The sequence below is a fragment of the Actinopolymorpha sp. B17G11 genome, assembly GCF_040196095.1.
Classification (GTDB): domain Bacteria; phylum Actinomycetota; class Actinomycetes; order Propionibacteriales; family Actinopolymorphaceae; genus Thermasporomyces.
Genome location: NZ_JBEFTW010000018.1, coordinates 14,648 through 38,467, shown reverse-complemented (window position 1 = coordinate 38,467; position 23,820 = coordinate 14,648). Strand labels below are relative to the sequence as shown.

General features: G+C 63.2%; 16 protein-coding genes. 13 read left to right on the top strand and 3 right to left on the bottom strand.

Translation table 11 applies throughout. From position 1 onward, the window contains the following. The first annotated feature begins 2 nt into the window (after positions 1 to 2). From ABN028_RS18900 to ABN028_RS18860, 10 genes are all read left to right on the top strand, one after another. Positions 3 to 1,268 carry a glycosyltransferase family 4 protein gene (locus ABN028_RS18900; protein WP_349697466.1) on the top strand — a complete coding sequence of 422 codons (1,266 nt, stop codon included), beginning with the start codon at positions 3 to 5 and terminating at the stop codon, positions 1,266 to 1,268. Further along, a complete protein-coding gene (locus tag ABN028_RS35405; RefSeq protein WP_502879192.1) occupies positions 1,265 to 2,236 on the top strand; it encodes an NAD-dependent epimerase/dehydratase family protein in 972 nt (323 codons plus the stop codon). The genes ABN028_RS18900 and ABN028_RS35405 overlap by 4 nt, the downstream gene beginning before the upstream one ends. A gap of 224 nt (positions 2,237 to 2,460) precedes the next feature. After that, positions 2,461 to 3,390, top strand: a complete 930-nt coding sequence (locus ABN028_RS18895; protein WP_349697465.1) for an NAD-dependent epimerase/dehydratase family protein — start codon at positions 2,461 to 2,463, stop codon at positions 3,388 to 3,390. Positions 3,391 to 3,770: 380 nt separating this feature from the next. Continuing rightward, positions 3,771 to 4,934 (top strand): glycosyltransferase, encoded by a 1,164-nt coding sequence (locus ABN028_RS18890; RefSeq protein ID WP_349697464.1) that lies wholly within the window; start codon positions 3,771 to 3,773, stop codon positions 4,932 to 4,934. Positions 4,935 to 6,656: 1,722 nt separating this feature from the next. After that, positions 6,657 to 8,015: an MATE family efflux transporter gene (locus tag ABN028_RS18885; protein WP_349697463.1), complete on the top strand. Its 1,359-nt coding sequence runs from the start codon at positions 6,657 to 6,659 to the stop codon at positions 8,013 to 8,015. 68 nt (positions 8,016 to 8,083) lie between these two features. Next, positions 8,084 to 8,968: a class I SAM-dependent methyltransferase gene (locus ABN028_RS18880; protein ID WP_349697462.1), complete on the top strand. Its 885-nt coding sequence runs from the start codon at positions 8,084 to 8,086 to the stop codon at positions 8,966 to 8,968. A 211-nt stretch (positions 8,969 to 9,179) separates the two neighbouring features. Beyond that, a complete protein-coding gene (locus ABN028_RS18875) occupies positions 9,180 to 10,145 on the top strand; it encodes a class I SAM-dependent methyltransferase (protein ID WP_349697461.1) in 966 nt (321 codons plus the stop codon). A 116-nt stretch (positions 10,146 to 10,261) separates the two neighbouring features. Further along, a complete protein-coding gene (locus ABN028_RS18870) occupies positions 10,262 to 12,571 on the top strand; it encodes a glycosyltransferase (RefSeq protein ID WP_349697460.1) in 2,310 nt (769 codons plus the stop codon). 107 nt (positions 12,572 to 12,678) lie between these two features. After that, positions 12,679 to 13,488: a class I SAM-dependent methyltransferase gene (locus ABN028_RS18865; RefSeq protein ID WP_349697459.1), complete on the top strand. Its 810-nt coding sequence runs from the start codon at positions 12,679 to 12,681 to the stop codon at positions 13,486 to 13,488. Then, positions 13,485 to 16,139: a glycosyltransferase family protein gene (locus ABN028_RS18860; RefSeq protein WP_349697458.1), complete on the top strand. Its 2,655-nt coding sequence runs from the start codon at positions 13,485 to 13,487 to the stop codon at positions 16,137 to 16,139. The genes ABN028_RS18865 and ABN028_RS18860 overlap by 4 nt, the downstream gene beginning before the upstream one ends. 72 nt (positions 16,140 to 16,211) lie before the next feature. On the opposite strand, the gene ABN028_RS18855 is transcribed toward ABN028_RS18860, so the two are convergent. Further along, a complete protein-coding gene (locus tag ABN028_RS18855; RefSeq protein ID WP_349697532.1) occupies positions 16,212 to 17,177 on the bottom strand; it encodes an NAD(P)-dependent oxidoreductase in 966 nt (321 codons plus the stop codon). Between the two features lie 164 nt (positions 17,178 to 17,341). Then, on the bottom strand, positions 17,342 to 18,130 hold the full coding sequence (locus ABN028_RS18850) for an isocitrate lyase/PEP mutase family protein (RefSeq protein WP_349697457.1): 789 nt from the start codon (positions 18,128 to 18,130) through the stop codon (positions 17,342 to 17,344). Between the two features lie 178 nt (positions 18,131 to 18,308). On the opposite strand from ABN028_RS18850, the gene ABN028_RS18845 reads away from it, so the two are divergent. The 3 genes from ABN028_RS18845 (at position 18,309) to ABN028_RS18835 (ending at position 22,989) form a co-directional block, all read left to right on the top strand. Continuing rightward, on the top strand, positions 18,309 to 19,091 hold the full coding sequence (locus tag ABN028_RS18845) for a class I SAM-dependent methyltransferase (protein ID WP_349697456.1): 783 nt from the start codon (positions 18,309 to 18,311) through the stop codon (positions 19,089 to 19,091). A 270-nt stretch (positions 19,092 to 19,361) separates the two neighbouring features. Continuing rightward, the gene (locus ABN028_RS18840) at positions 19,362 to 20,615 is read left to right on the top strand and encodes a glycosyltransferase family 61 protein (protein WP_349697455.1); all 1,254 of its coding nucleotides are present in this window, start codon (positions 19,362 to 19,364) and stop codon (positions 20,613 to 20,615) included. Between the two features lie 94 nt (positions 20,616 to 20,709). Then, positions 20,710 to 22,989, top strand: coding sequence for an asparagine synthetase B family protein (locus tag ABN028_RS18835; RefSeq protein ID WP_349697454.1), 2,280 nt, complete (start codon positions 20,710 to 20,712; stop codon positions 22,987 to 22,989). A 134-nt stretch (positions 22,990 to 23,123) separates the two neighbouring features. Here ABN028_RS18835 and ABN028_RS18830 read toward each other — a convergent pair whose 3' ends face one another. Then, positions 23,124 to 23,807, bottom strand: a complete 684-nt coding sequence (locus tag ABN028_RS18830) for a class I SAM-dependent methyltransferase (protein ID WP_349697453.1) — start codon at positions 23,805 to 23,807, stop codon at positions 23,124 to 23,126. Positions 23,808 to 23,820 lie beyond the last annotated feature (13 nt).

Sequence of the window (23,820 nt, the reverse complement as noted above, 5' to 3'; positions counted from 1 at the left end):
CAGTGAAGATCGGTTTCATCACCCAGTGGTACAGCCCCGAGCCAGCCTCGGCGGCCCATCCGACCGCTGTAGCGAACGCGTTGGTCGACGCGGGTCATGAGGTAACAGTCCTGACCGCCTTCCCCAACTACCCCACCGGGCGCTTCCTCCACCCGCGACCCCGCGGTCCCTTCCGTCGGGAGTCGCTCGGCGGCGTCAGACTGAACCGCGTCCTGCATTACCCGAATCATGACGACTCTGCGAGGAAGCGAGTAGCGAGTTACGTCTCCTTCGCTGCATCGGCCACGGCGGCCTTGGGCACGATGGCGCATTGCGATGTGTGCCTGGTCTACTGCACGCCGGCGACCGTCGCCATACCCGCGGTCATCCTTCGTACCCTCACCCAAGTTCCGTTCGTGCTGTACGTGCAGGACCTCTGGCCGGACTCGGTGACGGCAAGCGGATTCGTAGGCAGTCCACTCGTCAACCGATTCATGACGCGCCAACTGTCGCGCTACTGCGCGAGCATCTACCGCCGCGCCAGCGCCGTGGCGGTGATCTCGCCGTCGATGCGTGATCTCCTCCTGGAACGGGGGGTCGACGATGACAAGCTGATCACGATCTACAACTGGGTGGATGAGGAGGTGTTCCATCCCGTAAGCCGCCCGAGTTCTGCCTCCTCGCACTTCGAGCTGATGTACGCCGGCGGGCTCGGCGAGGTCCAGGGTCTCGAAAGCGTGGTAGAGGCGATGCAACTCCTGCGGTGTCGTGACGACATACGTCTGACCTTCGTCGGCGCAGGTGTAGCGGAGAGCTGTCTTCGCAGCAGGGTCGCAGAGCTCGACCTACAGAACAGCGTCCGTTTCGAACCTCCGCGCGGTCTGAGAGACATGGCCGAGACGATCGCGTCGGCGGATGCGCAACTCGTGTCACTGCGCGGCGAACCCTTCCTCGCCACGACCTTGCCCAGCAAAGTCCAGGCATCGATGGCCTGTGCCGCGCCGATTATCTGCTCAGCACCGGGCGCGGCTGCACGCATCGTGACGGACGCGGGAGCGGGTTTCGCCGTCGAGCCGGGCCGACCTGACGCACTCGCAGGTGGAATTACCGACATGGCGTCGGCATCGAGAGCTGAGCGTTCCGCCATGGGAAATCGTGGACTCGCCTACTACCGCACGAACCTATCGCGATCGGTCGGTGCAGCCCGCCTGCTCGAGACGCTACGTACCGCGGCAACGGACCGTCGATCTCGACGCATCAGACGTCGAGAGTGCCGGAGCGCCACATGACCAGCATCGCAGTCCTGGGCTCTACCGGGTTCGTCGGTACGTCCGTCAGCCAACACTTGCGTCAAGCGGGGTTCGATGTGCGTGGCGTAACCGCCCCTCGGCTCAGGGCCAGCGTAACAACCAGAGACGACCTCCTCGCCCAGTCGACCACCTGCGACCACGTGGCGGACTACCTGAGTCGGACGCTCGCAGGGGCCTCCTGCGTGGTCAATGCGGCCGGTCTCGCCGATGCGACCGGAGACGACTGGTCGACCCTCTGCGGAGCAAATGCCCTGCTTCCGTTGGTCGTGCGGCAGGCCTGCCGAAGGGCTGGAGTCAGGAGGTTCGTCCACGTCAGCTCTGCTGCCGTGCAGGGCAGGATTCGCCGACTTGACGAAACTTCCAGTTGGCATCCCTTCTCCGCGTACTCCCGGGCGAAGGCCCTGGCCGAAGAATGTCTGCAGCGCCTGGCTGGCCCTCCAAACACCGTGGTCTTCCGCCCTACCTCTGTACACGGGCCTACACGTGCTGTCACGCGCAGTCTTGTGCGGCTGGCAGCGTCGAAGGCCGCCTCGGTGGCGGGCGCGGGGGAGTATCCGACGCCTCAGGTGCTAGTCGACAACGTGGGAGCGGCTATTGCCTACGTTGCAACGTGTCCAGAGCAGCCCTCCGAAGTCGTTCTCCAACCGTGGGAGGGACTGACCACCTCAGGTCTCTTGCAGGTTCTGGGATGCCGAGAACCGCGTCGGATCCCGATGGGCGTTGCACGCGGACTGGTCAATGCAGCCAGTTGGGCAGGTAGACAACACGCCCGCCTCGCGGGTCACGCCCGGCGGTTGGAGATGGTTTGGTTCGGCCAGGACCAGGAGGAGGGCTGGCTCGCAGCGAATGGGTGGGGCCCACCAATCGGAAACGAGGGCTGGCGACGATTAGCGGACGCCATACGAAGGGAGGCCCCCATGAGAGCAGCTCAGGACCGAGTTGGATAGCGCGACGTGGCGCCAGCTATTTCGTGACGAATTGAGATCTCGCGGGCACTCTGCATCGCACATCGATCCAACTGGATAGTTGACAGTCGCTCAGTAATACTTTGTAAGGAAAGCCCGGCATCACATGGGTATGGCAGATCGCTAAAGCGCGGTTCTGTGGCCCTCTAGAGAAGTCGCTAGTGCTTCGGTCCCGAAGCAACATCTCGATACCACGGGGATATACAATGAAAATTCTTGTCACTGGTGCAGCCGGCTATGTTGCCTCTTGGTTGATCCCGGAGCTCGAGAGGGGCGGGCATGACGTATACCGCACAGACCTGAACACCGGTGGAACCGAGTTGCATCGAATGGCCAACCTGCTAAGCCCAGATGAGGTCTGGGAGCTTTTCGATGATAGTCGGCCTGATGCCGTCGTGCATCTGGCAGCTAAGTACGGCCGGGTTCAGGGCGAGATAGATCCAGAGCAGACGGTACGGACGAACGCAGAGATGACGACACTCATCGCCCGCGCGTGTGCAAGCTCCGGAGCCAGGCTGCTCTATGTCTCTAGTTCGGAGGTCTATGGTGACGGATGGACGGGAAGCCAGTCGGCCCTGCCGCGCGCCTGGGGTGACGCACTACCTCTCAACCTGTACGGGCTGACCAAGCTCTGGGGGGAACAGGTGGCGGAGCTCTACGCGCCGCGTAACCTAATCATCGCCCGGCTGAATATGCCTTATGGCCCCGGTCCCTCGTCGGGGATACCTGCAAACGTTGGGCGGAACGCACTGCACACGTTCCTGTGGCAGGCGCACCACCGTCATCCAATTACTGTGCACATGGACACCCTGCGCTCCTACACCTGGGTAGAAGACGTCATGGCGGGTATCCGCCTAGCGATCGAACAGGAGCAGGGCGGACGCTACGTTGTGTCGCGGATGGACGACATGCGTACATCACAAGAAATCGCTCAGCTCGCATGCAAGATTGCTGGTTGGGACGATCCGATCATCAACCTGACTCCAAAGCCTGCAGGCATCACACCCGAGAAGTATCTCGACAACTCATCAATCTTGGCGCTTGGCTGGAAACCTACCGTGGACTTAGAGGTTGGAGTTCAGCGAACGTTCGACTGGATTCAGCACTTCGACGCAACCGGGACATGGCGAGCATGAGTCTGCGACGGCGTGGAGACGTACCAGGTAAGGGGTCGCCTTTCGATTCGGGACGAGACAAGACGTGAGCACAAACCGCGTCGGTCCTCTCGACCGAGGGTGCCCACCCTCCTCAGCGCTGCCCGGAAGACTTGACAACAGGCGAGCTCGCCGCGGCGCGGCGAGGAGAACTCACCGTCCGCGGGTCAGCCTCAGCGCGTGATGTGAGGCCTCGCATCCAGCCGTCACGCGTTTGAGGTACTGAGGCGTATAGCGGAGTCGGGCTGGCTCCTCTCAAAGCGCTGGGACATAACCATTAGCCCAGACTCCCGCGGTCGACTCTAACGCCCCGTCAACGCCAATGGAGGCGTGGCTATATGACTTCACCATTTCGGACCGTTATGCTCTTCGCCGATTACTATCTACCCGGCTACAAGAGCGGTGGACTGACTCGCTCGGTCGCGAACTTCGTCGAAGACGTCGAGGGCCGGTGCGAGATTCGAATTCTGACGCGCGATCGGGACCTGGGCGATCGGCACCGCTACGTTGGCATACCAAGTCGCCGATGGGTCAGGGTCGGACGGGCTCTTGTCGCGTATCTCGACTGGTCCTCGCCGCGTGATCTCGCGTGGGCGCTGACCCAGGTGCGGCGGACCCGGCCAGATCTGCTGTACCTCAACAGCTACATGTCACCGTTCTCTTCAATCCTTCCATTGATGGCCTATCGCCTCCGTCTCACTCGGGCCCCCATGCTCATCGCTCCCCGGGGGGAACTCTCAGATCAAGCGCTTAGCCTCAAGGCACGGAAGAAAGGGCTGTATCGGAAGATTGCAAGCACCCTCAACCTGCATCGAGATGTCGTTTTCCACGCGTCGACTCCGATGGAGGCGAAGGATGTCGCCCGCTTCCATACGCAAAACCGGATCCTCGTGTCAGCCGATCGCCTTAGGAGAGCAGGTGCACCGGCACTCTCTGTGCCCTCGCGCCCGGTGCGGCTCGCGCATATTTCCCGACTGGCGCCCATCAAGAACCTAGATCGCGTGATCGGCGCCTTGCGATACGTGTCGCTTCCTATTGTTCTCGATATTTGGGGACCAGTCGAAGATCAGGATTACTGGAACCTCTGCAAGCGAAGAACTGATGGACTGCCTCCGCACATTGCAGTGACGCATCGGGGAGTTCTTGATCCGGATAAGGTTCACAGCACGCTTTCCGAGTACCACGCCCTGGTCTTGTGTTCTCTTTCTGAGAACTTTGGACAGATCGTGGCGGAGTCCCTTGCGGCCGGCTGCCCGGTGATCGTCTCCAAGAGCCTCCACTGGGCGCAGCTTGTGGATGGGATAGCTGGTTGGGCCGTCGATCCTTTGGACGAGCGAGAGATCAGTGCGGTGCTCTCCTGCGTGGCCGACACTTCCGATGAGCAGTGGCGGGACCTTCGGCGGGGGTGCTCCAAGGCACTGAGGCGCCTACTGGACCTTCACAGTGGTATTGGGAGCCTAGAGTTGATTGATTCAGCGCTGCAGGGTGGCCGGGCATCAGCCCGAGGCATCCGGAAGCCAGGATAGGGACAGGCGATGCGGGATGCGGTGTTCAGTGCAAGTGGAAGTATTCGCGTGCCTTCCGTGATGCGCTCGCTTCGAGGGAGGGCGACCTCGGGTGACGCTATCAAGCACGGGGGCGTGATCGGCGTGTCGCTCTGGCTGATCCTCCCGCTCGTGATAATGCTGTGGCCCAGTTGGGAAACCAACGATCCGGTTCAGTTGTGCATATCACTACTTGCGTTGATGCTCGGCGGATGGGGCTTCTGGCAGAGTGGCGGGCGCCAGATAACCGCTTCAAGCATCTTCTCGCTGGCATCAGCTGTTTTCGTGGGCTTCTCCGGGATCTACTGGTGGTCCAAGTCCGGTGCCGTCTCTTCTTCTCTGCTAGCTGCAACAACCTCCTGCTATCTCAGCCACCTGCTGATGTACTACATCTTCTGGTACCGGCCGCAACGGAGTAGCCCTGAGAGCGAGCCGTTAGCTGACGGTGATCCAGCGGTCCTGCGTGGCGGCATCGTTGTAGGCGCCGCCATGACTATTGGAGGTACGGCGGCGGCCAACGGCGAGGTCGGTCCAATTGCACTCGTGGCGCCAGTCGCATTCGTTGGCGTCGTTCTACTGTGCGCATCTCTCGTCAACCTACCAGGAGGTACAGGGCGGGGCGTCAAGTGGCACCATCTCCTGTTGGCGTCAGTCGCATTCCTCCTGTACGTCCTCTACGCGTTCGACGGGTACGGTCGTCTCGTCCTAGCTTCTCTCGGGTTGGCCATTGCCGCTATAGGGTGCATACACGTTCGCGGACGACGGGTCAAGGGCCTAATCCTCATCGCGACAGGGCCAGCATTGTGGGCACTTGTTGAATTGCGCGAGGCGTTTGGCCGAGAGACCTACGGAGTGGTTGGTTTGGATGGTCTTATGTCTGTCACCTCGCCACTCGAGCTATTCGCCCAGCTGATCGAATCGCAGAAATACCTTCCCTCGGGGAATGGTGCGACCTTCTGGGCGGCTCTAGTTGCGCAAGTCCCGTCTGAGATGTGGGACGGAAAGCCAGCTGGATTTGGCCGCCTTCTGGCGGAGCAGTTCCAGCCAGGGTTGGTCTCTGTGGGTGGCAGTCTCGCCGCTCTCAGTGGCGGGGAATGGCTGTACAACTTCGGATGGCTTGGCGTAGCCGTGATGGTTGTCGCACTGGGCCTGGGGATTCGCTGGATTGACCAATGGCTACTTTCCATGGTATGGCAGCCGGTTACAACACGGCGTCAATTGCTCGGCCTGGCTGCGAGCGTTGTCGCAGCTACAGGAGTAGCCGATCTTCTGTGGGCAGGGACGCATACGTTCAACGCTCGCACTGGCACGCGGCTCCTGGTCGTGCTCTTTCTGGCCGCTACCTGGGCGTCGACTCGGCCACGGCGCGTCGGCGTTCATGGATCATGCAACCCGGTCGTTCAAGTGCAAGGGGACGCAGGTCTGCAGCTGGCAGTTGGTCGGAGTCGATGTCTAGTGCATGCAGCGCCCGTGGCGTCAACGCGACCCCGGGCCTGATCCGCTCATACAGGCACATCATGCGCGGGTGCGCAGTCGACGGGGAGTAAGTGTGAGAGGGAAGTCAGACCTGCATCGGGACCACATCGGAAGGCCTAGCGCCCTGCTGAGCTCAGGTATGACTGGCGATTGTCCTCTGCTTGTGGCGCGCAGCCGCTCGCTGACCGGAGCTGCACTTCTCGAAAGGCTGGGAGAATATGGCCGGGGGTGGGTGCAGTAGTGGTTCAGGCTGAAGAGTCGGCCGACAGGCGGTCGCGGATCAGCGTACTCAGTTCGACGCCAGACATGCTGAAGTGGGTTGCGAAACGTTCGCTTTGGGGGATCGTCAGTCAGGGCGCTGGCAGTGTCGGCAACCTTGCCGTCTGCATCCTGGTCGCACGTGCTGCGTCTGCGTCCGACTTCGGTGCTTGGGGCCTAGGCTACGGGATCTATGTCTTGGCAATGGGAGCGGCTAGGGCCGCATCGGGCACGCCGTTGCTGTTGTCCAACGGCGGCGATGGCAATCAGCGATCAGGCGCGTCGCCGGGTTCCACTCTCGGGGTCTATCTTGGAGTTGCCGTTCTCGCCAGCACGATCGTCGCGTGTTTGGCCCTTGGCGTCGACAGGCATGGTGGCGTCGGTCTGTGGATTCTGGCGGCCACCCTACCTCCGCTGCTCGCTCACGATGCCGCTCGATTCTGCTTCTTCGCTCGGGGAGAGCCAGGGCGAGCGGCAGCCTGTGACCTGGTTAGGTTGGTCGTGCAGCTCGCGGGGTTTGCCGCGCTGCTATCCAGTGAAGCGGATGTTGCGTGGCACTGGACTGCGGTGTGGGGACTCAGTGCCCTGGTTGCACTGCCTGGCCTGGCGATACTGCACGCGTGGCCTACGCCGAGCGGGACGGCTACGTACCTGCGCAAAAACGTGCGGGCAATTCTTCCACTCTCGGGAGACTTTGTTGTGACGACCGTCGTTATGCAGTCCATCCCATTCCTACTCGCACTTATCGCGGGTCTTGAGGCTACCGCCGGGTTGCGCGTCGGCTTGGTTCTGTTAGGGCCCCTCAATGTTGTGATCACGGGTGTTACGCCCGTTGTCACCGTGGAAGCAGTCAAGCATGTGGATAGCAGGCGTCGCCTGACGGTGCTTGTCGGTTCATGGAGCCTGGCAATCGCGCTCGGAGCCTGCATGTGCGGGCTCGTGTTAAGCGTGCTGCCTTCATCTGCAGGCAGGTCGCTAGCGGGCCAGTCATGGGACTTGGCGTCACCGTTGATCTTCGCGCTGGCACTCCAGGCGGCACTGAGCGGCCCTCTGATAGGTGCCCAAGTGGCACTCAACGCGATGATGCGACTGCGTGAGTCGTTTCGGCTGCGTATGCAGACTATTCCCCCTATGTTAGTACTGCCGGTTGTGGGTATGCTCATCGCTGATGAGGAGGGTGCTGCGTGGGGGATTGCGGCGGGAGCTGGCCTGGCCTCAGTTCTGGCGATTCAGCGTATCTTCCGGCTACGCGTCGATGGAGAGTGTGACGCCGCCCCCATACCCGCTCGAGACACCAGCCCGTTCGAAAGGCACCAGTCGAGGAGGTGAAGCGACATCGGGGAATGCTTAGTCGACTTCCCGCTCTCGACGGTCGCATCTAAGGCGCCCAGCTACGTGTGTATGAGGATTTTTGTAGAATCGAGGAGACCGTGGTCTCGTGGCAGGAACTTCAAGGCAAAGCGCATGGCTTTGGATATGACTATGATCCTGGTTCACCGCACCTGTCTCATCTGAGGCTCAAGAAACGCCTTGGAGCAGAGATATGGTCGGCGGTGGACCGCTCATTCATCCGCAAGGGCAACTGTCGTGTGCTGGAGATTGGCGGAGGTCACGGTACGATCACTGAGCTTGCGGTCGCAGCCGGAGCATCGGTAACTGTGACCGAGATGAGCGAGGCGAGCGCCGTCGAACTCAGGAAGCGCTTCGCTCACAACGACAGGGTGCGAGTAATTCACGACCGCCTCGGTGACGAGATACTGAAGCCTGAATCCACTTTTGATGTTGTTCTCTGTGTGTCAGTGTTACATCACATTCCAGACTACCTCGGATATGTTAAGAGTCTTGTGGATCTTATTTCCCCAGATGGGGACCTTATTACCTTTCAGGATCCCATGTGGTATCCACGGCGAAGTCGGCGGAATATGGCGATGTACTGGGCATGCTACTTCGCGTGGCGGGCATTTCAAGGCAACCTGCTGCGGGGGCTTGGAACCCGGATTCGGCATGTTCGAGGAATTCGAGATCAGCGACTCGAGTCAGACATGGTCGAATACCACGTGGTCCGACAGGGCGTCGATGAGGTGGCTCTAGCCTCCCTCGTAGAGAAGCAGTTCACGTCGACGGCGGTAGTCCCGTACTGGTCAACTCAGAGCGGGGTGCTGCAGCGGTTAGGCGAGCGACTGAGCCTTCACAGTAGCTTCGCGCTCGTAGCCACAGGTCGTGGAGGAACCACTGTTCGCCCCAGCGCGGGCGAGTCATTAAGGTCGGCGCAACGCTGCTGATGACAGGCAGTGGCGTGTACGTACGCGGACGAGCGCGGCGTTTGCTTCGGGTGTTAAGGATATAGGTGAGTATCAGCGATGGCATATTCACGTCGTCGCTGGAACGGGATGGAGGATCGTGCTCGAGGGGGAGGCCATGCCCGGAGTGCGCCTCCGCTGTCCGGAAACTGGACAGCTACTTGTGCCGGCTAGGCGGGCAGAGGTCGAGCGGGTGAGCGGTGCGCTCCACGCACGGGACGGCTCGGCGTTCGGCAAGACTGACTGGATACTCCTACGGTCCGACAAGCTGGCCGGCTATCCTGTCGTCGCGAGTATTCCCGTGCTCATGGTTCCGGAGATTCAGACCCCCGTCCCGCGTGATATTGACCTCCGCGATCCGCGATGGGCCGAGGCGTACAACGAGATGGACTATTACAACCAATCTGCTGATGACTTCGCGCAGTCGATGGATGCACGCGTGGCGGAGCTGGAGAGGTGCCGCGGTGCTGACCCGTTGTCCTTTGCCTGGATCGACGCGCCGTACGACGCCGCGTCTCAGGTCGACGCGATGAATCATCTTGGCGCGCCGGCCAGCCGGGTGATCCTGCAGCTCGGAGGCATGGGTCTGCACGCAGTGAAGGCTTTGATAGCTGGCGCAGCCGAGTCGTGGTTGATCACCCCGATGCACTCAGAGGCACAGTATGCGTTGGAACTCGGCCGACGGCTGGGTGTTGCGGACCGTCTTCACGCAGTTGTCGGAGTGGCTGAGCAGCTTCCCTTCGGCGCCGGTACCTTCGACGCGATCTACGCGGGTGGGTGTCTACACCACATGGCAGCGGAGTACGCGGCTGCGGAGATCGGGCGTGTGCTGGTCGCCGGGGGACGTTTCGCGGCCGTGGAACCATGGCAGACAGTCCTGCACAAGTGGGGGACACGGATGCTCGGGAAGCGTGAACCGAACGCATACTGTCGCCCGCTCAATGCCGAACGCCTGCGGCTGATGTGTCGCATGTTCGAGCAGTTCGAGGTGCGGAGCCACGGACCGTTACTCCGGTACGCTGCGCTTGCGTGGTTGAAGCTGTCGAAACGCCCTATCCGTCCAGTGACTGGCCTTCGGATGACGCGCCTTGACGACCGCCTACCACTGCCGGCGCGGCTCGGAGGGTCCGTGGCCATCCTTGCTACCAAGGCCAACTGATCCATGCCCATGCTGCGGCACCGACGTCGGTTGGGGAGGGTTTGATGTTCCCGCGCATTCGATCACTTGGACCGTTAAAGGATCTTCACCGGACCAGAGGCCAGGCGGAGCGGTCGTTGGCCTTTGCCGTGATCGCGCGGTCGGGGCTGGTCGATCCTGTCTGGTACAGCCGGCAGCTGGGTCGCGCGAGCACGATGTCACGCCTGGAGGCGACCGCACACTACGTGTGGGCCGGCCGGGTCCGGGGGCTGTCGCCGCATCCGCTCTTCGAACCCGAGTACGTCGATCCGACCGGCTGGCGGACGAATCCCGTCGATCCGTTGACCAGGTATCTCCGCGACCCGAAGAACTGGACGACTGCGACCCACCCATGGTTCGACGGCGGTGCTTATCTGACAGCCACGCCCGCCGCCCGGTCCCATCCGTACGGTCCGTTGGGCCACTTCGCCGCCACAGCGCACTCCGGCACACCGCTGCCCGTCGTCCCGATTCATGCTGAGCACGCGCCGACGCCGATCACCTGGGGCGAGGCGCGTGAGTTCCTGCTCGGCGGGGAACCCCGGGAGGGCCGCGGAGGCGCCGACCTCACCATGAGGACCGTCCAGGAGGCGAAGCGGGTGGTGGGCCGGGTGAGCATCCTGGTCCGGGCCACCGGCGACTGGCAGCGTGCGCGCCAGTGCCTCGCCGCGCTCCTGGCCGAGACCGACGCGGGAGATCTCAAGATCATCGTGGTGGACAATGCGTCCCGACGCTCGGTCGGCACCATTCTCGCGGCGACCGGCGCCACCGACCCGCGCATCCACGTCGTACGCCACCACATCCATCAGTCCGCCACACTGAACCGCAATCTCGCGTACGCCCAGTCGACGGGTGAGATCGTGGTGTTCCTTGATGACAGCGCGATCGTCCAGCGTGGTTGGCTCCCGCCCCTGCTCCGGGCGCTCGACGCGCCAGACGTCCTGGCGGCGCAACCCCTGCTCGTCCATCCGGACCACACCGTCCGCTGCGCTGGCATGGTCTTTCCCCGTCGCGGTACATTGCCGGTCCACTTCCTCGATCGCCACCCGGTGGAAGACGCGCGGCGGGTCGGCACTCACATCGAGGTGCCTGCCGTCACGGCGGCGGCGATGGCGATCCGGGCAGAGAACTTCGCCGCCCTCGACGGGTTCGACCTCGACCAGAACGGCTGGGCGGACGTGGACCTGTGCCTGCGCCTGCAGGAAACCCTGAGGAACGAACGGCATGCGGCGGCCGGGCTCGCCGTGGTGACGGACAGCGTGGTTGTCCAGCAGGAGAACACCGCGACCGACCGGGCTCGGGGGGACGCGCACGCGTTCCAGCGCCGATGGTCCGGCAGCACCCCGCGCGGAGATGAGCGGCTCTGGCGGGATGCCGGCTTCACGGTGTCCCACTACAGCCCGGAGATCTCGCCGGCAGCCGCACGTCCTCAGCTGGCGCGGCCCGTCCTGACCCGTCCTGTCACCCTCGTGTCACAGGGCCCGGCGCGCGGCCTGCCCGCCCTGCGGTGGGCGATCAAGACCGCCGCACCGGCGGGCGAAGCCGGCAAACGATGGGGTGACGTGCACTTCGCGCGTGCCCTGGCCGCCGCGCTCGAACGGCTCGGGCAGACCGCGGTGGTCGATCCGAGGGAGGCGCATCATCGCGGGACGGCGTATCTCGATGACGTCGTTCTCACCCTCCGCGGACTTCACCCCGTGTCACCTCAGCCGGGCCGCATCAATCTTCTCTGGGTGATCAGCCATCCGGATCGGATCACCCGGGCGGAGATGGATCAGTACGACCGGGTGTTCGCGGCAAGCACCCAGTGGGCGGCGCGAATGTCGGAGTCTCGGGAAGATCCGGTCATCCCGCTCCTGCAGTGCACGGATCCGGAACGCTTCCACCCTGGAGTCGCGCAACCGGACACCGGGCACCGCTGTCTCTTCGTCGGGAACTCGCACCGGACGCTGCGGCCCGTCGTGCGAGATGCCATCGACGCTGGTGCCGACATCGCGGTGTACGGACTGCAGTGGGAGGGCCTGCTGGATGCCCGGTACATTCACGGTTCCCACCTGCCGAACTCCGACGTCGCCGCGGCCTACCGTTCCGCCGGGGTCGTCCTCAACGACCACTGGAGCGACATGCGCCGGGAAGGATTCCTCTCCAACCGTCTCTTCGACGCGACGGCGGCCGGCGCACGTGTCGTCAGCGACGACGTCGCCGGAATGGCGGAGATCTTCGGAAAGGGAATTGCCACCTATCGCGGCGTCGAGGAGTTGAGCGCTCTTCTCGCGAGGCCGTTCGATGAGAGTTTTCCCAGCGAGGAAGATCGTCTGCTGGTTGCCGAGAGAATACGTCGTGAACACTCCTTTGACGCCAGGGCAGGAACACTGGTGAAGGCGGCTTCCCGGCTCTGGGAGCGTTAGAGACCGTCCCTGCCCAACGACGTCTCAGAACAACGGTTTGGTTACGATCGCCACCGCGGTTGCCCGCCTCAGGTTGACCGATGGTGGGGGAGAGAAAGTCAGGTTCCATGAAGCGTCACGACTTTCTGGGCGGGCTGCACGGCATTTACCGGCCGCGAACGTACTGCGAGATCGGAATCTATGTCGGCGGCAGTCTCGCCCTGTCGCGCGTGCCGTCGGTCGCCATCGATCCAAACTTCAGGATCATGCACGAGGTGCACTGCGATCTCCAGCTCGTCAGGGAGACCAGTGACGACTTCTTCGCCCGTGAGTCACCATTCGACCATCTACCCGGTGGCGTGGTGGACCTCGCCTTCATCGACGGAATGCACCTGTTCGAGTTCGCCCTGCGCGACTTCATGAATCTCGAACGCCATTCGGCGTGGTCGAGTGTGGTCGTCTTCGATGACATGTTGCCCCGCAACGTGGACGAGGCGGCCCGTGACCGGCACACGAAGGACTGGACCGGCGACGTCTACAAGCTCATTCCCGTGCTCCAACGCTATCGACGCGACCTCGAGGTCGTTCCCCTCGACACTCAACCGACCGGCCTGTTGATGGTGCTCGGCCTGGATCCGGCCAACAGAGCCCTTTCTGAGCATTACGACGAGATCATCACGACGTACGCGGTCGACGACCCGCAACAGGTCCCGGAGCCGGTGCTCGACCGCAGCTGTGCCGTCTCACCTGAGCTGGTGCTGGAGGCATCGTTCTGGCCCGATCTCGTCGCGGGACGGTCGGGACAGGCGAGCCACGACCGCGCGGACCTACGCGACAGTGTGGAGGAGTACCTCGCGCTCAGCGCACGAGGCACCCTTGCCGACTGGCGACCCGATGGCGTACGTCAGGACATGGCGTCCGCGGTCACGTCCGGATGAAGGTCGACAACCGTGTCCGTTGGCTCGCCGGCCAGGCGCGTGGCGACGTCCTCGACCTCGGGTGTGGGACCGGCGAGGCCTCGATCCTGTGCGCCCGGCAGGGGATGAGGACGCTCGGAATCGACCTCGCGCCCGCTCTTGTCGACCTGGCGAACGCGGCGAGGGACGAGGAGCCGGAGGCCGTCCGTGCGCTGCTTTCGTTCGAGGTAGGCGACGGGCTGACGTCGGAAGTTCCGGACGCGGTCTTTCACAGCGTTCTGTTGGGTGATGTCATCGAGGCGCAGGCCGATCCGGACCCCTTGGTCGCGGAGGCGGTCCGGGTCCTTCGTCCTGACGGCGTCCTCGTCCTCACGACGCCGCTCGGATACTCGGCGCGTGCCGATCAGCGCACCGTCTTCTTCGTCTCCTCACTGATCGATCTGCTCGGCCGTCACGTGAGCATCGAGACCGTGGACATGGTGGACGGCAGCTTCCGCGTGGTGGCGCGCCCGGGCCCGATGGCGTGGCGCGACAGAGTGCAGTTGAGCGCTGACCTGCAGCCGGCTTTCGAGGCCGCGCTCCTCCAAACCCAAAGGTCCCTCGTGCATGAACGCGCGGTCGCCGACACGCGGGCGCGCGAACAGGCGTACCACACGAGCTACGCGACGTGGCGGCTCGAGTCCATGCAGCGGAGTCGTTGGTGGCGCCTGGGCAAGGTCCTCGCCGACCTGGCACGGCAACCGTCACAGGCCGGCGGGCTGCCGCGTGAGGTCGCCCGTGCCCTGCGTCCGCTCCCGCGGCCACAGAAGCCGGCGAAGGAAGCGGCCGACGTGGCCCCGCCGACACCGCCCGTCCTCCCGGATGGCGACGGAACCAGCAGGACTGCCGTCGCCGGCGGTCCACCCGAGGACGGGACCGACTACTTCTGCGAGGTCGACCTTCCGAACGCGGTCGAACTTCCCGCCGGCCCCGTGGCCCGCCCCGAGCTCACCGCCGCCGTGATCCTCGACGAGTTCTCCGCTCCCGCGTTCACGTACGAATGGAACCAGGTCCAACCAGGACCCGATGACTGGCGCGAGGTCCTCGAACGCAGCGCACCGCAGCTGCTCTTCGTCGAGTCGGCATGGGCCGGCAACGGTGGGCGATGGACCGGCATGATGAGTACGCCGGGTCGCGGCTCGACCCACGCGTCGTGGGGACCGCGAGAACCCCTGTGTGAGTTGGTTTCCTGGTGCCGTGAACACGGAATCCCCACCGTCTTCTGGAACAAGGAGGACCCACCGCACTTCTACCGTTTCCTCGAGACGGCCAGACTCTTCGACCAGGTGTTCACCGTCGACGCCGACCGCATACCGCTCTACCAGGAGATCCTCGGCCACAACCGGGTCGGCGTGCTGCCCTTCGCGGCACAACCCCGCATCCACCACCCCGTGTCCGTCCCCGGCGGTCGCCGGCACAGCGTGGCCTTTGCTGGTACGTACTACACGAACAAGCATCGGGGCCGGGTCTCCCAGATGGTGGCGGTTCTCTCACCCGCGCGCGAATACGGCTTGCACATCTTCACGAGGCGGGCGAATGACCCGAAACTGCAGTTCCCGTCGGCCTACACCGACCAGGTGGTCGGGTCCCTGCCGTACGCGCACATGCTCAGCGCCTACAAGGCGTACCAGGTGTTTCTCAACGTCAACTCGGTCACGGAGTCGCCGACGATGTGCGCCCGGCGGGTCTTCGAACTCTCCGCCTGTGCGACACCCGTCATCTCCGGTCCGTCCCGCGCGCTGGAGGAGACCTTCGGCGACCTCATCCGGGTGAGTGACTCGCCGGAGGACACCTCGGAAGCCCTCAAGGACCTGCTCGACGACAGTGCTCTGCGGGCCCGGCGTGGCCATCTGGCGATGCGAGAGGTCTTCGCCAGGCATACGTACGGACATCGGGTCGACACCGTGCTGGACGCGGTCGGGCTGCGGCGGGAGCCGCCGGATCGGTCGGTGTCGGTGGTGGTGTGTACGAACCGGCCCGACCAGATCTCCCACGCCCTCGGCCAGGTGGCCCGGCAGAAGTACCGGCCACTCCAGCTGGTCCTCGTCCTGCACGGTGTCGATCGGGAACCCGGAGCGGTCGAGAGGGAGGCGCGGGATGCCGGAGTCGAGAATGTCGTGGTGCTCCGTGCCGATACCGCACGCAGCTTCGGCAGTTGCCTGAACCTTGGTATCGAGGCGGCGGACGGACGTTACATCGCCAAGATGGATGATGACGACCTCTACGGCGCCGAATACCTGGGCGATGCGATGAACGCCTTCTCCTTCACCAGCGCGGCGGTTGTCGGCAAGGGAGCCCACTACGTCCAGCTCCGGGGGAGTGGGGTGACCATCCTGCGGTTCGCCCATCAGGAGCACACCGGGGTAGATCTGGTCAAGGGAGCGACCCTCGTCGTCGACGGGGATCTGCTGCGCACGTACCGTTTCGCCGACCTGCCGGCGAAGGTGGACACGGAGTTGCTACGGCGGCTCCGGGCAGACGGCACGAGCATCTACTCCGCGGACCGGTTCAACTTCGTCGCCGTGCGAAGAAGTGACCCGCGTACGCACACCTGGAAGATCAGCGACGAGGAGTTGCTGCGTTCGGGCCAGATTGCCTTCCACGGCGATCCCACCCCGCACGTCCTCATCTGACCTGCGTCAAGAGCTCCAGTTCAGGCGACTTGCGCGATCGTGTAGTGCTCGTCGTTCCGGCAGGATGACAAATTAGGCGTCCGAGGGCTGGCCGATTCGGAACTCCTTGTAGATGCACCCATATGCCTGCCGAGCCAGCGCATCCTGGGCTTCCTGCGTCATAGCACCAATGTGTGGTGTAAGAATGAGATTTCGAGCCAGTCCACTTTGGTCACGCCATCGGAGAACCGAGCCGTCTTGGGCGACATTCCTTTTCTCTACTGGATCAACAGCCAAACCGCCGATGAGCCCTTCGTCGAGTGCTGAAAGTGCCGCATGAAAGTCAACGACGTCCCAGCGTCCCAGGTTGACCAGGATCGGTTTGCGCGGCCTCATCGCGAGCAATAGGTCATCGCTGATCAACTGCCTGGTCTCGTCCGTGAGTGGCAGGGCCAAGACGTGAATGTCCGCTATTCCACATGCCCACAGTGACGCTCTACGACTAGCGCCAGGGTCATGGTGGTGCCTCACGTACTCGACCTCAGCGCCAAGGTCGCCGAAGAGATGGCCAACCGCCGTGCCAATTTCTCCAGCCCCCCAGATGGCAACAGTTCTGCCCGCCAGATTTCCGCCGAGCGACTCTTCCTTGAGCCAACGTCCGTCCGCGACTCCGGCAGACACGACGGGTATCCGGCGTAGTAAGGCGATAGTGAATGCGGCGGCCAGTTCCGCGACGGACCGAGCGGATTTGGAGGATCCCAGACGCTGAAGTACTACCTTGTGGTCGCGAACAGCTTCCAGGTCGAGGTTATCTAGCCCAGAGCCAGAGCGTACGATGAGGCGCAATGCAGGCAATCTCATAAGTGCAGCTCGATCTATCGCCAGAGTACTTCGCACTACTAGGCATTGCGCACGTTGGATTTCCGCCTCATCAAAGACTGCCTCAGTTGCTGAATATCGCTCGTGAACTTCAAAGGAGCAACTGCGAAGAAGTCGCGCGAGGACAGGCGAGACAGGAGACAGTATTCCTACCGACTCTCTGCCCTCACCGTCAACCATGGTCATCGGCCGCCAACCCCTATCGGCTGGGCATGGCCTGAGGTGGTCCGTATCCACCTGTGCCCGGGTTCTGCTTTAGTAGCAGATACGTTCACGCCCGCAATGCAACACCGACCCTCGCCGCTCACGCTTCGTGCACCTCCGCGGCTTGGGCGATGGAACGACTACCTAGAGACCAGTTGGTGCAGATCTTCAATCGACCCTCCGTTGCGCAACGCCTCGGAAAGTCGTCCCTCGCTCAGGGTCTCCTGGAGGGCCAGGTCAATGGCTCTGTAGGCCGTACGAAGCGCTACGTTCGCGACGACACAGATGCCGAAACCAGCCGATGCAAATTCTGCAAAGTGGACGTCCGGCGCAGCCGTCGGGATCACGATGAGTTTGTGTGCAAGCGGCGACCTACGGGCGACGCGCAGCACCGCCTCTGGGTCCTTGCGAAAGTGAACGACTACTCCGTCTGCGCCCGCGTCCAGATAGCGTTCCACCCGCCTGTACGCTTCGTCCTCTGACAAACCCTCGATGAGAGCCTCGGTGCGTGCATACACTTTCCCGCCCACTACCGAGGCGCACTTGGCCCATCGAGATAGCGTCTCCTCGAACACGGCTACATCGGTAAGGCCGCGGTGCGTACTCAAGAAGCTGTTCTGCTGCGGCCCCAGCGCATCCTGAATGCAGACCCCTCGTGCGCCGGAACTGTAGAGTTTCTCCGCGCAGCGGTCTATGTGGTCGCCCTGCAGTCCATATCCGTTCTCGATGTCGACACACACTGGCGTCGCAGTGATACTGGTAATCTCCGAGGCAAGTTGAGCCATGCGATCGGCGCCAATTCGACCATCGTCGGGGACTCCCAACATCCCGACCGCTGCGCTGAGACTGCCTAGCCAAAGCCCGTCGTAGCCCATCCGCTCCGACAGGAGGGCTGACAAGCCGTCGTAAACACCGGACCAGACTTCCACGATAGCTACTCCGAAACCTGGGGTTGAATGCTTGACCATTGGAGGTCGTAGACTACACACCGTACGGCCCCGTGTGCGAACTGTAAAGTTCGGTGTGTCCGGAGGGGGAAGCTGAACGAGCGCCGCCGGATGCTGGATGGCGGGCCACTCCCTAGCGTCGGAGGCGATGTGGATGGTCATGAACCGTCGACACGAGGACGGCAGTGCTGGCGACACGAACTACGGACGGATCGGTGTCGCCTATTCGACCTACCGGCAACCGGATCCGCGTTTTGCGGCCGCGATTGTCGAGGCGATCGGGGGCGCCCGGACAGTCCTCAACGTTGGCGCGGGCGCCGGTTCCTACGAGCCGACCGATCGCGACGTGACGTCGGTCGAGCCGTCCGCGTCCATGCGGGCACAGCGTCCGTCCCACCTGCCACCGGCCATCGACGCGATGGCTGAGGATCTTCCGTTCCCGGACAAGGCGTTCGATGCGGCGATGACGACGTTCAGCATCCATCAGTGGAACGACGTTGCGGCGGGTCTGAGCGAGATGCGGCGCGTGGCGCGCGGGCCGATTGTCATCATGACCGAAGACCCCGATCTCCTCGACCGCTTCTGGCTGGCTTGCTACGCACCCCAGGTCATCACCTCGTCAGCGCGCCGCTATCCGTCGATTGCCTCGATTGCCGAAGTTCTCGGAGAGGTGGAGGTCGCCAACGTCCCGATACCGCTGGAGTGTGTCGACGGGTTCAATGAGGCCTACTACGGCCGGCCCGAGATGTTGCTCGACCCGCTTGCCCGCACCTCCTGCTCGGCGTGGAGCTTTGTTGACGAGCCGACAGCGGCCAGCTATGTAGAGCGTCTCGCGTCCGACCTTGCCGACGGGACCTGGGATCGGAAGTACGGGCACCTGCGCACCCAGCCAGCGTTCGACGGCTCGCTGGTCCTGATCGTGAGTCGCGGAGAGCCGATGTGACGTCGCAACGGGCGAAGTCGTCGAACGTGTCGCCAGGTATGGACTGCCAATCTGCGCCCAGTAATTGGCAAATACTCATGACGGATCCGCTGCCGGATATAGGTAACGGCAAGTAAGATTCCGCATACCTAACGTAGTCGGCCCTTGCTTGGCTCGCGGTCAGGGTTCGGTGTTTCGCCACCAGGCCTTCGGCTGTGGCGCGCGCTGGACTCCTAGTCACGCCAGGCGGGGCGGCGTACGTGCTGACGTCCTTGGGGTGAGGTGACAGCGTTGCGGCAGGCTCCTGCTCGGGCCTACCAGGCTCAGGTCGACGCGGGGCCAGTTCCCATCGGCCGAGGCGGGCTGAGTGCAGATCATTTCCACGGTGAGGCAGTTCGTTACCGGGTCGACGGCATCCGCGAAGTGCCGTCACCGGTCCCGAGCGACGTTGTCCGTGTGCTCGACGACGGCCCGATTGACCGGTGCGGCGCGCACCGGTTGAGTGTCCCGGACCTGTGGGAGGACGAGGCGCCACGCCTGCCGTCGCTGTGGTGTCTCGAAGACGCGCATGTCTTCGGCGGCAGCATCCGGGAGCTTGCCTGGGGACGTCACCAGAGCGGCCAACTGCTCTTGACTTCCAGCGGCGGAATTCTGCCGTGCTCCCGCGGGGTTCTCGATGGTCACTGGACCCTCTCCGCTGACCTGCTCTGCGCCGAGGGATCAGGCTGGATCGTCAATGCGCCACCCTCGAGCAGGTGCCTCGACGGTACCTACGTCCTGCTCGGCAGTGTGCACACCCACTTTGGTCACAGCATCCTGGAAGGTCTCACCCGCGCGTGGGTATTGCCCTATCTATCCGCAGAACTGCGAGCCTCCGTGCGGTTCCTGACCTACGAACCGCGGATCGATGCCTATGCACGAGAGTTCCTTGTCCGGGCTGGCGTGCCGTCCGAGCGCATCGTTCACGCGTCCGCGTGGGACGTGGTCGAACGGCTGATCGTGCCCGGAGTTGCGATGCGCAGTCACCGGTGGATCACTTCTGCGCAGTCCGAGGTGTGGAGACGCGTTGCCCTGAATTCCGGGCCGCCGGAGCGTCGCGTGTTCCTTTCCCGGTCCGGTGTGAAGAACCGCCCTATGTCCGATGAGCAGCAGCTCGAGCAGGCGTTTCGGAGTGCTGGCTGGGAGGTCGTCCGGCCGGACCGTTTGGCCATCGAGGAGCAGTTGAAGCTGGCCGCGGGGGCCAAGTCGCTGGCCGGATGTGTGGGTAGCCAGATGTACCTCGCGTGCTTCCAGCCGCCAGGTGGTTCGAACATCGTTCTTGCGCCCCGCAACTTCTTCCTCCGCGATGACACGCTGATCGCCTCCGCACTCGGGCATGACCTGCGGATCGTGTTTGGCGGGACGATCGACTTCCGCCTCCCCAAGGCCGAGCGAGTGTGGAGTATCGATGCGGAACCGGTCGAGGAGCTTCTGCGGTCGCATCAGGTGCAGGGACCGCTGGTGGCCGGTGACCAGGTGCTCAGTGCCCAGGCCGATGACAGATGAAGTGAGACCGCAGAAACTCCGAAGTGCAGGATCACGCGGGGGATGCTCCACTCAGCTCTGAAGGAATCCGATGAACAAGTACCTGGTCGTCCGGATGAAGTCGGACTGGGCGCGGCGCCACATTCTGCAGCGCATGCTCAGCCGAGCCGAAGGTCTCATCCCCTTCGAGCCAGACCGCATCCACTACTACCGCTTCGGTGACGTGCTGGTGTTCTCAGCCGAAAGCACCGAGGTAGGTGGCTACGTAGGCAAGGATCACGTGGACGTCGACGGCAACGGAGTCCTGCTGTACGACGGCACACCACTCATGCCGGCGCCTGCGCGCTCCGGACGATGGGCCGCCGCGCTCCGCACCCACCTGTCGAGCATGAAAACTGAGGAAGTGTTCCGTCGAGTTCGGGGAACATACAATCTCACCTACGTCGACGGGGAAAGCTTCACCGCCTTCAGCGACTACGCCGGATACACGCCTCTCTTCTTCCTCGACGACGATGACGTCTGCGCCGTGTCGAATCGGCAGCTCTTGCTTGCACGCGTCGCCAGGTGCCAGGACAATATTGCGTTCAACTACGCGGCGCTTTCGTGGCTCCCGGGGCAGGCGAACATCATCGGTGCCGACACGGTTTTCGCTGGAGTCAAGCTCCTCCAGCCGGGGACCTATTTGCAGTCGACTGCGGAGGTCACCCGCACGGTTGAGCTTCCAAAGGTCTGGGACGGCGTGCGTGCGCCGGTGACGCCTGCCGATTACGACGAGATCACCGAAGGCTTGCTCGAGCACACTCGTTCGATGTCTGCACTGCCCTTCCAGAAGCTCACCATGTCTCTGACCGGTGGGAAGGACACTCGTCTTGTCCTGGGCCTGGCCATCGGTTCAGGCCTCATCGACCGTGTGGATGACACCTTTACCTATGGGCGGGAGGGCTCGCCGGAGGTCGAGGTCGCCCAACACGTCGCGGCGGTGGTCGGCGTACCACATAGAGCACAGGTGACCAACCCTGAGCAATTCGACCTGGAGAAGGCGTGGTGGCGGTTGCGGTATCACGTCTTCCGGTTCGAGGGCTCGGTCTGCCCATGGGACGGCGGCGGCGACCCAGCGACCACCAGCATTCTCGAGTTGCACGGCTGGGGCGCAGCAGCGCTGACCCGGGCGGTGCGGTCGCACAACGGCATCCAACTAACGAATCTTTCCGAAGCGGTCACGCTCTTCGCCAACTATCAACAGCGGACGGATCCTCTCGACGTACAGCACCTCGACGTAACCATGGCACAGCAAGAGGCCATGCGATCCACCGTCGAATCTTGGTATCGGGAAGGTCGAGACCTCGATGACCTGATTGATGTCCTCCATATGCGAAACCGCATGCCATATTGGTGCGGAATCCTGGCGGCGAACACCTATGCCATGTCCCGGTTGTTTCCACTGATCCACTTCGATACCGCCAAAGCTGCATTCCGCGGAGGGTCGGACCAGCGGAAGACGTGCAGAATACATTTCGAGGTCCTCCGGCGGGTGAATCCAAAGCTGGTGGAACTGCCATTCCTTTCCGCTCGGTGGGACCCTCGTCTCGACCCCCACCTCGAGGCGGCAGGGCTCAAGGCCGCGTCTGCGTTCAAGCCTCGTAACGAGGTCAGGAGCCAGAACATGGTGACCTGGCAGTGGGATTTTCTCGACCAGGGCTGGGACGAGATCCGAGCCGTCCTGCTGGACTCGCCGCAGTCTGGACTCTTCGACATCGTCGACCGTGACCGGCTCGAGAAGGTCATGAACGATCGCGCCGCGGTTGTGCGAGTCACCCACGCCAAGGAGATCCTCAGCCTGCTGGCGATGCAGATCTTGATGACTGGACAGTTCATTGCACTTCGTGAAGGCGCTGATGTCCAGCCTGCGTACCTCACCAACATCACCGATCTAGTTTGCGACAGTGAAGGGATCCGGCTCCGTCGGACATCGCCAGAGGAATGCGACCTGCCTACCATCACCTTCGAAATCCCGGCTGCCGGTCTTTTGCGGCTGCGTATCGATCCGACCGACAGATCTGGGACGTTCGTCCTGGGCCGCGTGTGGCTCATCCTGAATGATCGGACGATCATCGTCAGCGGGGATGGCCGCTTTGGACTCACGCCGAGCCGGCAGGTGGCACATCGGCGCAGTGCTCCGCGAGCAACCGTGTATGAGTCCCTCGGCACCGATCCTCAGTTCGTGCTGCAACTCCCCGCGGAAGGACTTGATATCAACGGCGTCGACACAGTGAGACTGCATGTCGAGACCGCGAGCGTGCGTGGTGGCCGGGCCGTGGCGTACTTCGACTCCGGCCATGGAATGTCCGAGCGGTGGAAGGTCACCACAGCAACGCCATACCTCCGCCCGGCGTGAGACCCGCTGAGCCAAGGCGTCAGGAGTCGCCGACAGGTCCGCACTCGGACGGACGCCACGATCGCCCGGTGGCTCGACGAGCGCGACACCCAGGTACGCACGCTGCAGGCGAAGGTGCAGGAATTGCGGAATGCTCAGACTGGCCTGCAGTTGTAGGCGGACACATTCGAGTGCGCCGTGTTCGCGCCGGTCTGAAAGGCCCGCTTGCCGAGGTGGCGACCCTTCTCGAAGACCAGAAGACTGTCGTAGAAGTGCATGGAGAGCGTCGACCGGCCGAAATCCGTGACCGGGGGAGCGCCACGTTGACCGGCGTACAACTGGTCGATCAGTGTCTTGGCCTTCTCGACGAAGCTGTCCGGCGATCCGAGCCCGCCGCCGAACGCCGGCAGATAGGCGGTGTGCAGGTCCTCGACCAGATAGATGCCGTCAACGGGCACGGTGGGATAGAGATGGTTGAACGTCGCGGCGATCTGGCTCATGTGGTGGCCGCCGTCGTCGAGGACGATGTCGAACGGCCCGAACTCGGTGAGCAGCCGGCTGAGGAACTCGGGATCCTCCTGATCGCCGATGCGGATGGCGATCTGGTCCGACTCGTACTCCTTGCAGGCCGGCCGGCAGTCGATGCCGACGATCTGAGCGAACGGGCCGAGAAAGCGCCGCCACATCTGCGACGAGCCGCCGCCACCGACACCGATCTCGAGCATTGCCACTGAGCGGTTGCGAAACCGTTCCAGGTGGCGCTCATAGGCCGGGAAGTAGTGCGCCCACTTATGGATGCTTCGCTGATCGTTGGTCAGGAAGTCGGCCCAGAGGCTCATGGTTTCTCCTGGT

Coding starts and splice junctions, on each gene's coding strand:
- ABN028_RS35405 (WP_502879192.1), top strand. CDS start 1,265: ATGACCAGCATCGCAGTCCTGGGCTCTACCGGGTTCGTCGGTACGTCC.
- ABN028_RS18895 (WP_349697465.1), top strand. CDS start 2,461: ATGAAAATTCTTGTCACTGGTGCAGCCGGCTATGTTGCCTCTTGGTTG.
- ABN028_RS18890 (WP_349697464.1), top strand. CDS start 3,771: ATGCTCTTCGCCGATTACTATCTACCCGGCTACAAGAGCGGTGGACTG.
- ABN028_RS18865 (WP_349697459.1), top strand. CDS start 12,679: ATGAAGCGTCACGACTTTCTGGGCGGGCTGCACGGCATTTACCGGCCG.
- ABN028_RS18860 (WP_349697458.1), top strand. CDS start 13,485: ATGAAGGTCGACAACCGTGTCCGTTGGCTCGCCGGCCAGGCGCGTGGC.
- ABN028_RS18855 (WP_349697532.1), bottom strand. CDS start 17,177: ATGGTTGACGGTGAGGGCAGAGAGTCGGTAGGAATACTGTCTCCTGTC.
- ABN028_RS18845 (WP_349697456.1), top strand. CDS start 18,309: ATGAACCGTCGACACGAGGACGGCAGTGCTGGCGACACGAACTACGGA.
- ABN028_RS18835 (WP_349697454.1), top strand. CDS start 20,710: ATGAAGTCGGACTGGGCGCGGCGCCACATTCTGCAGCGCATGCTCAGC.
- ABN028_RS18830 (WP_349697453.1), bottom strand. CDS start 23,807: ATGAGCCTCTGGGCCGACTTCCTGACCAACGATCAGCGAAGCATCCAT.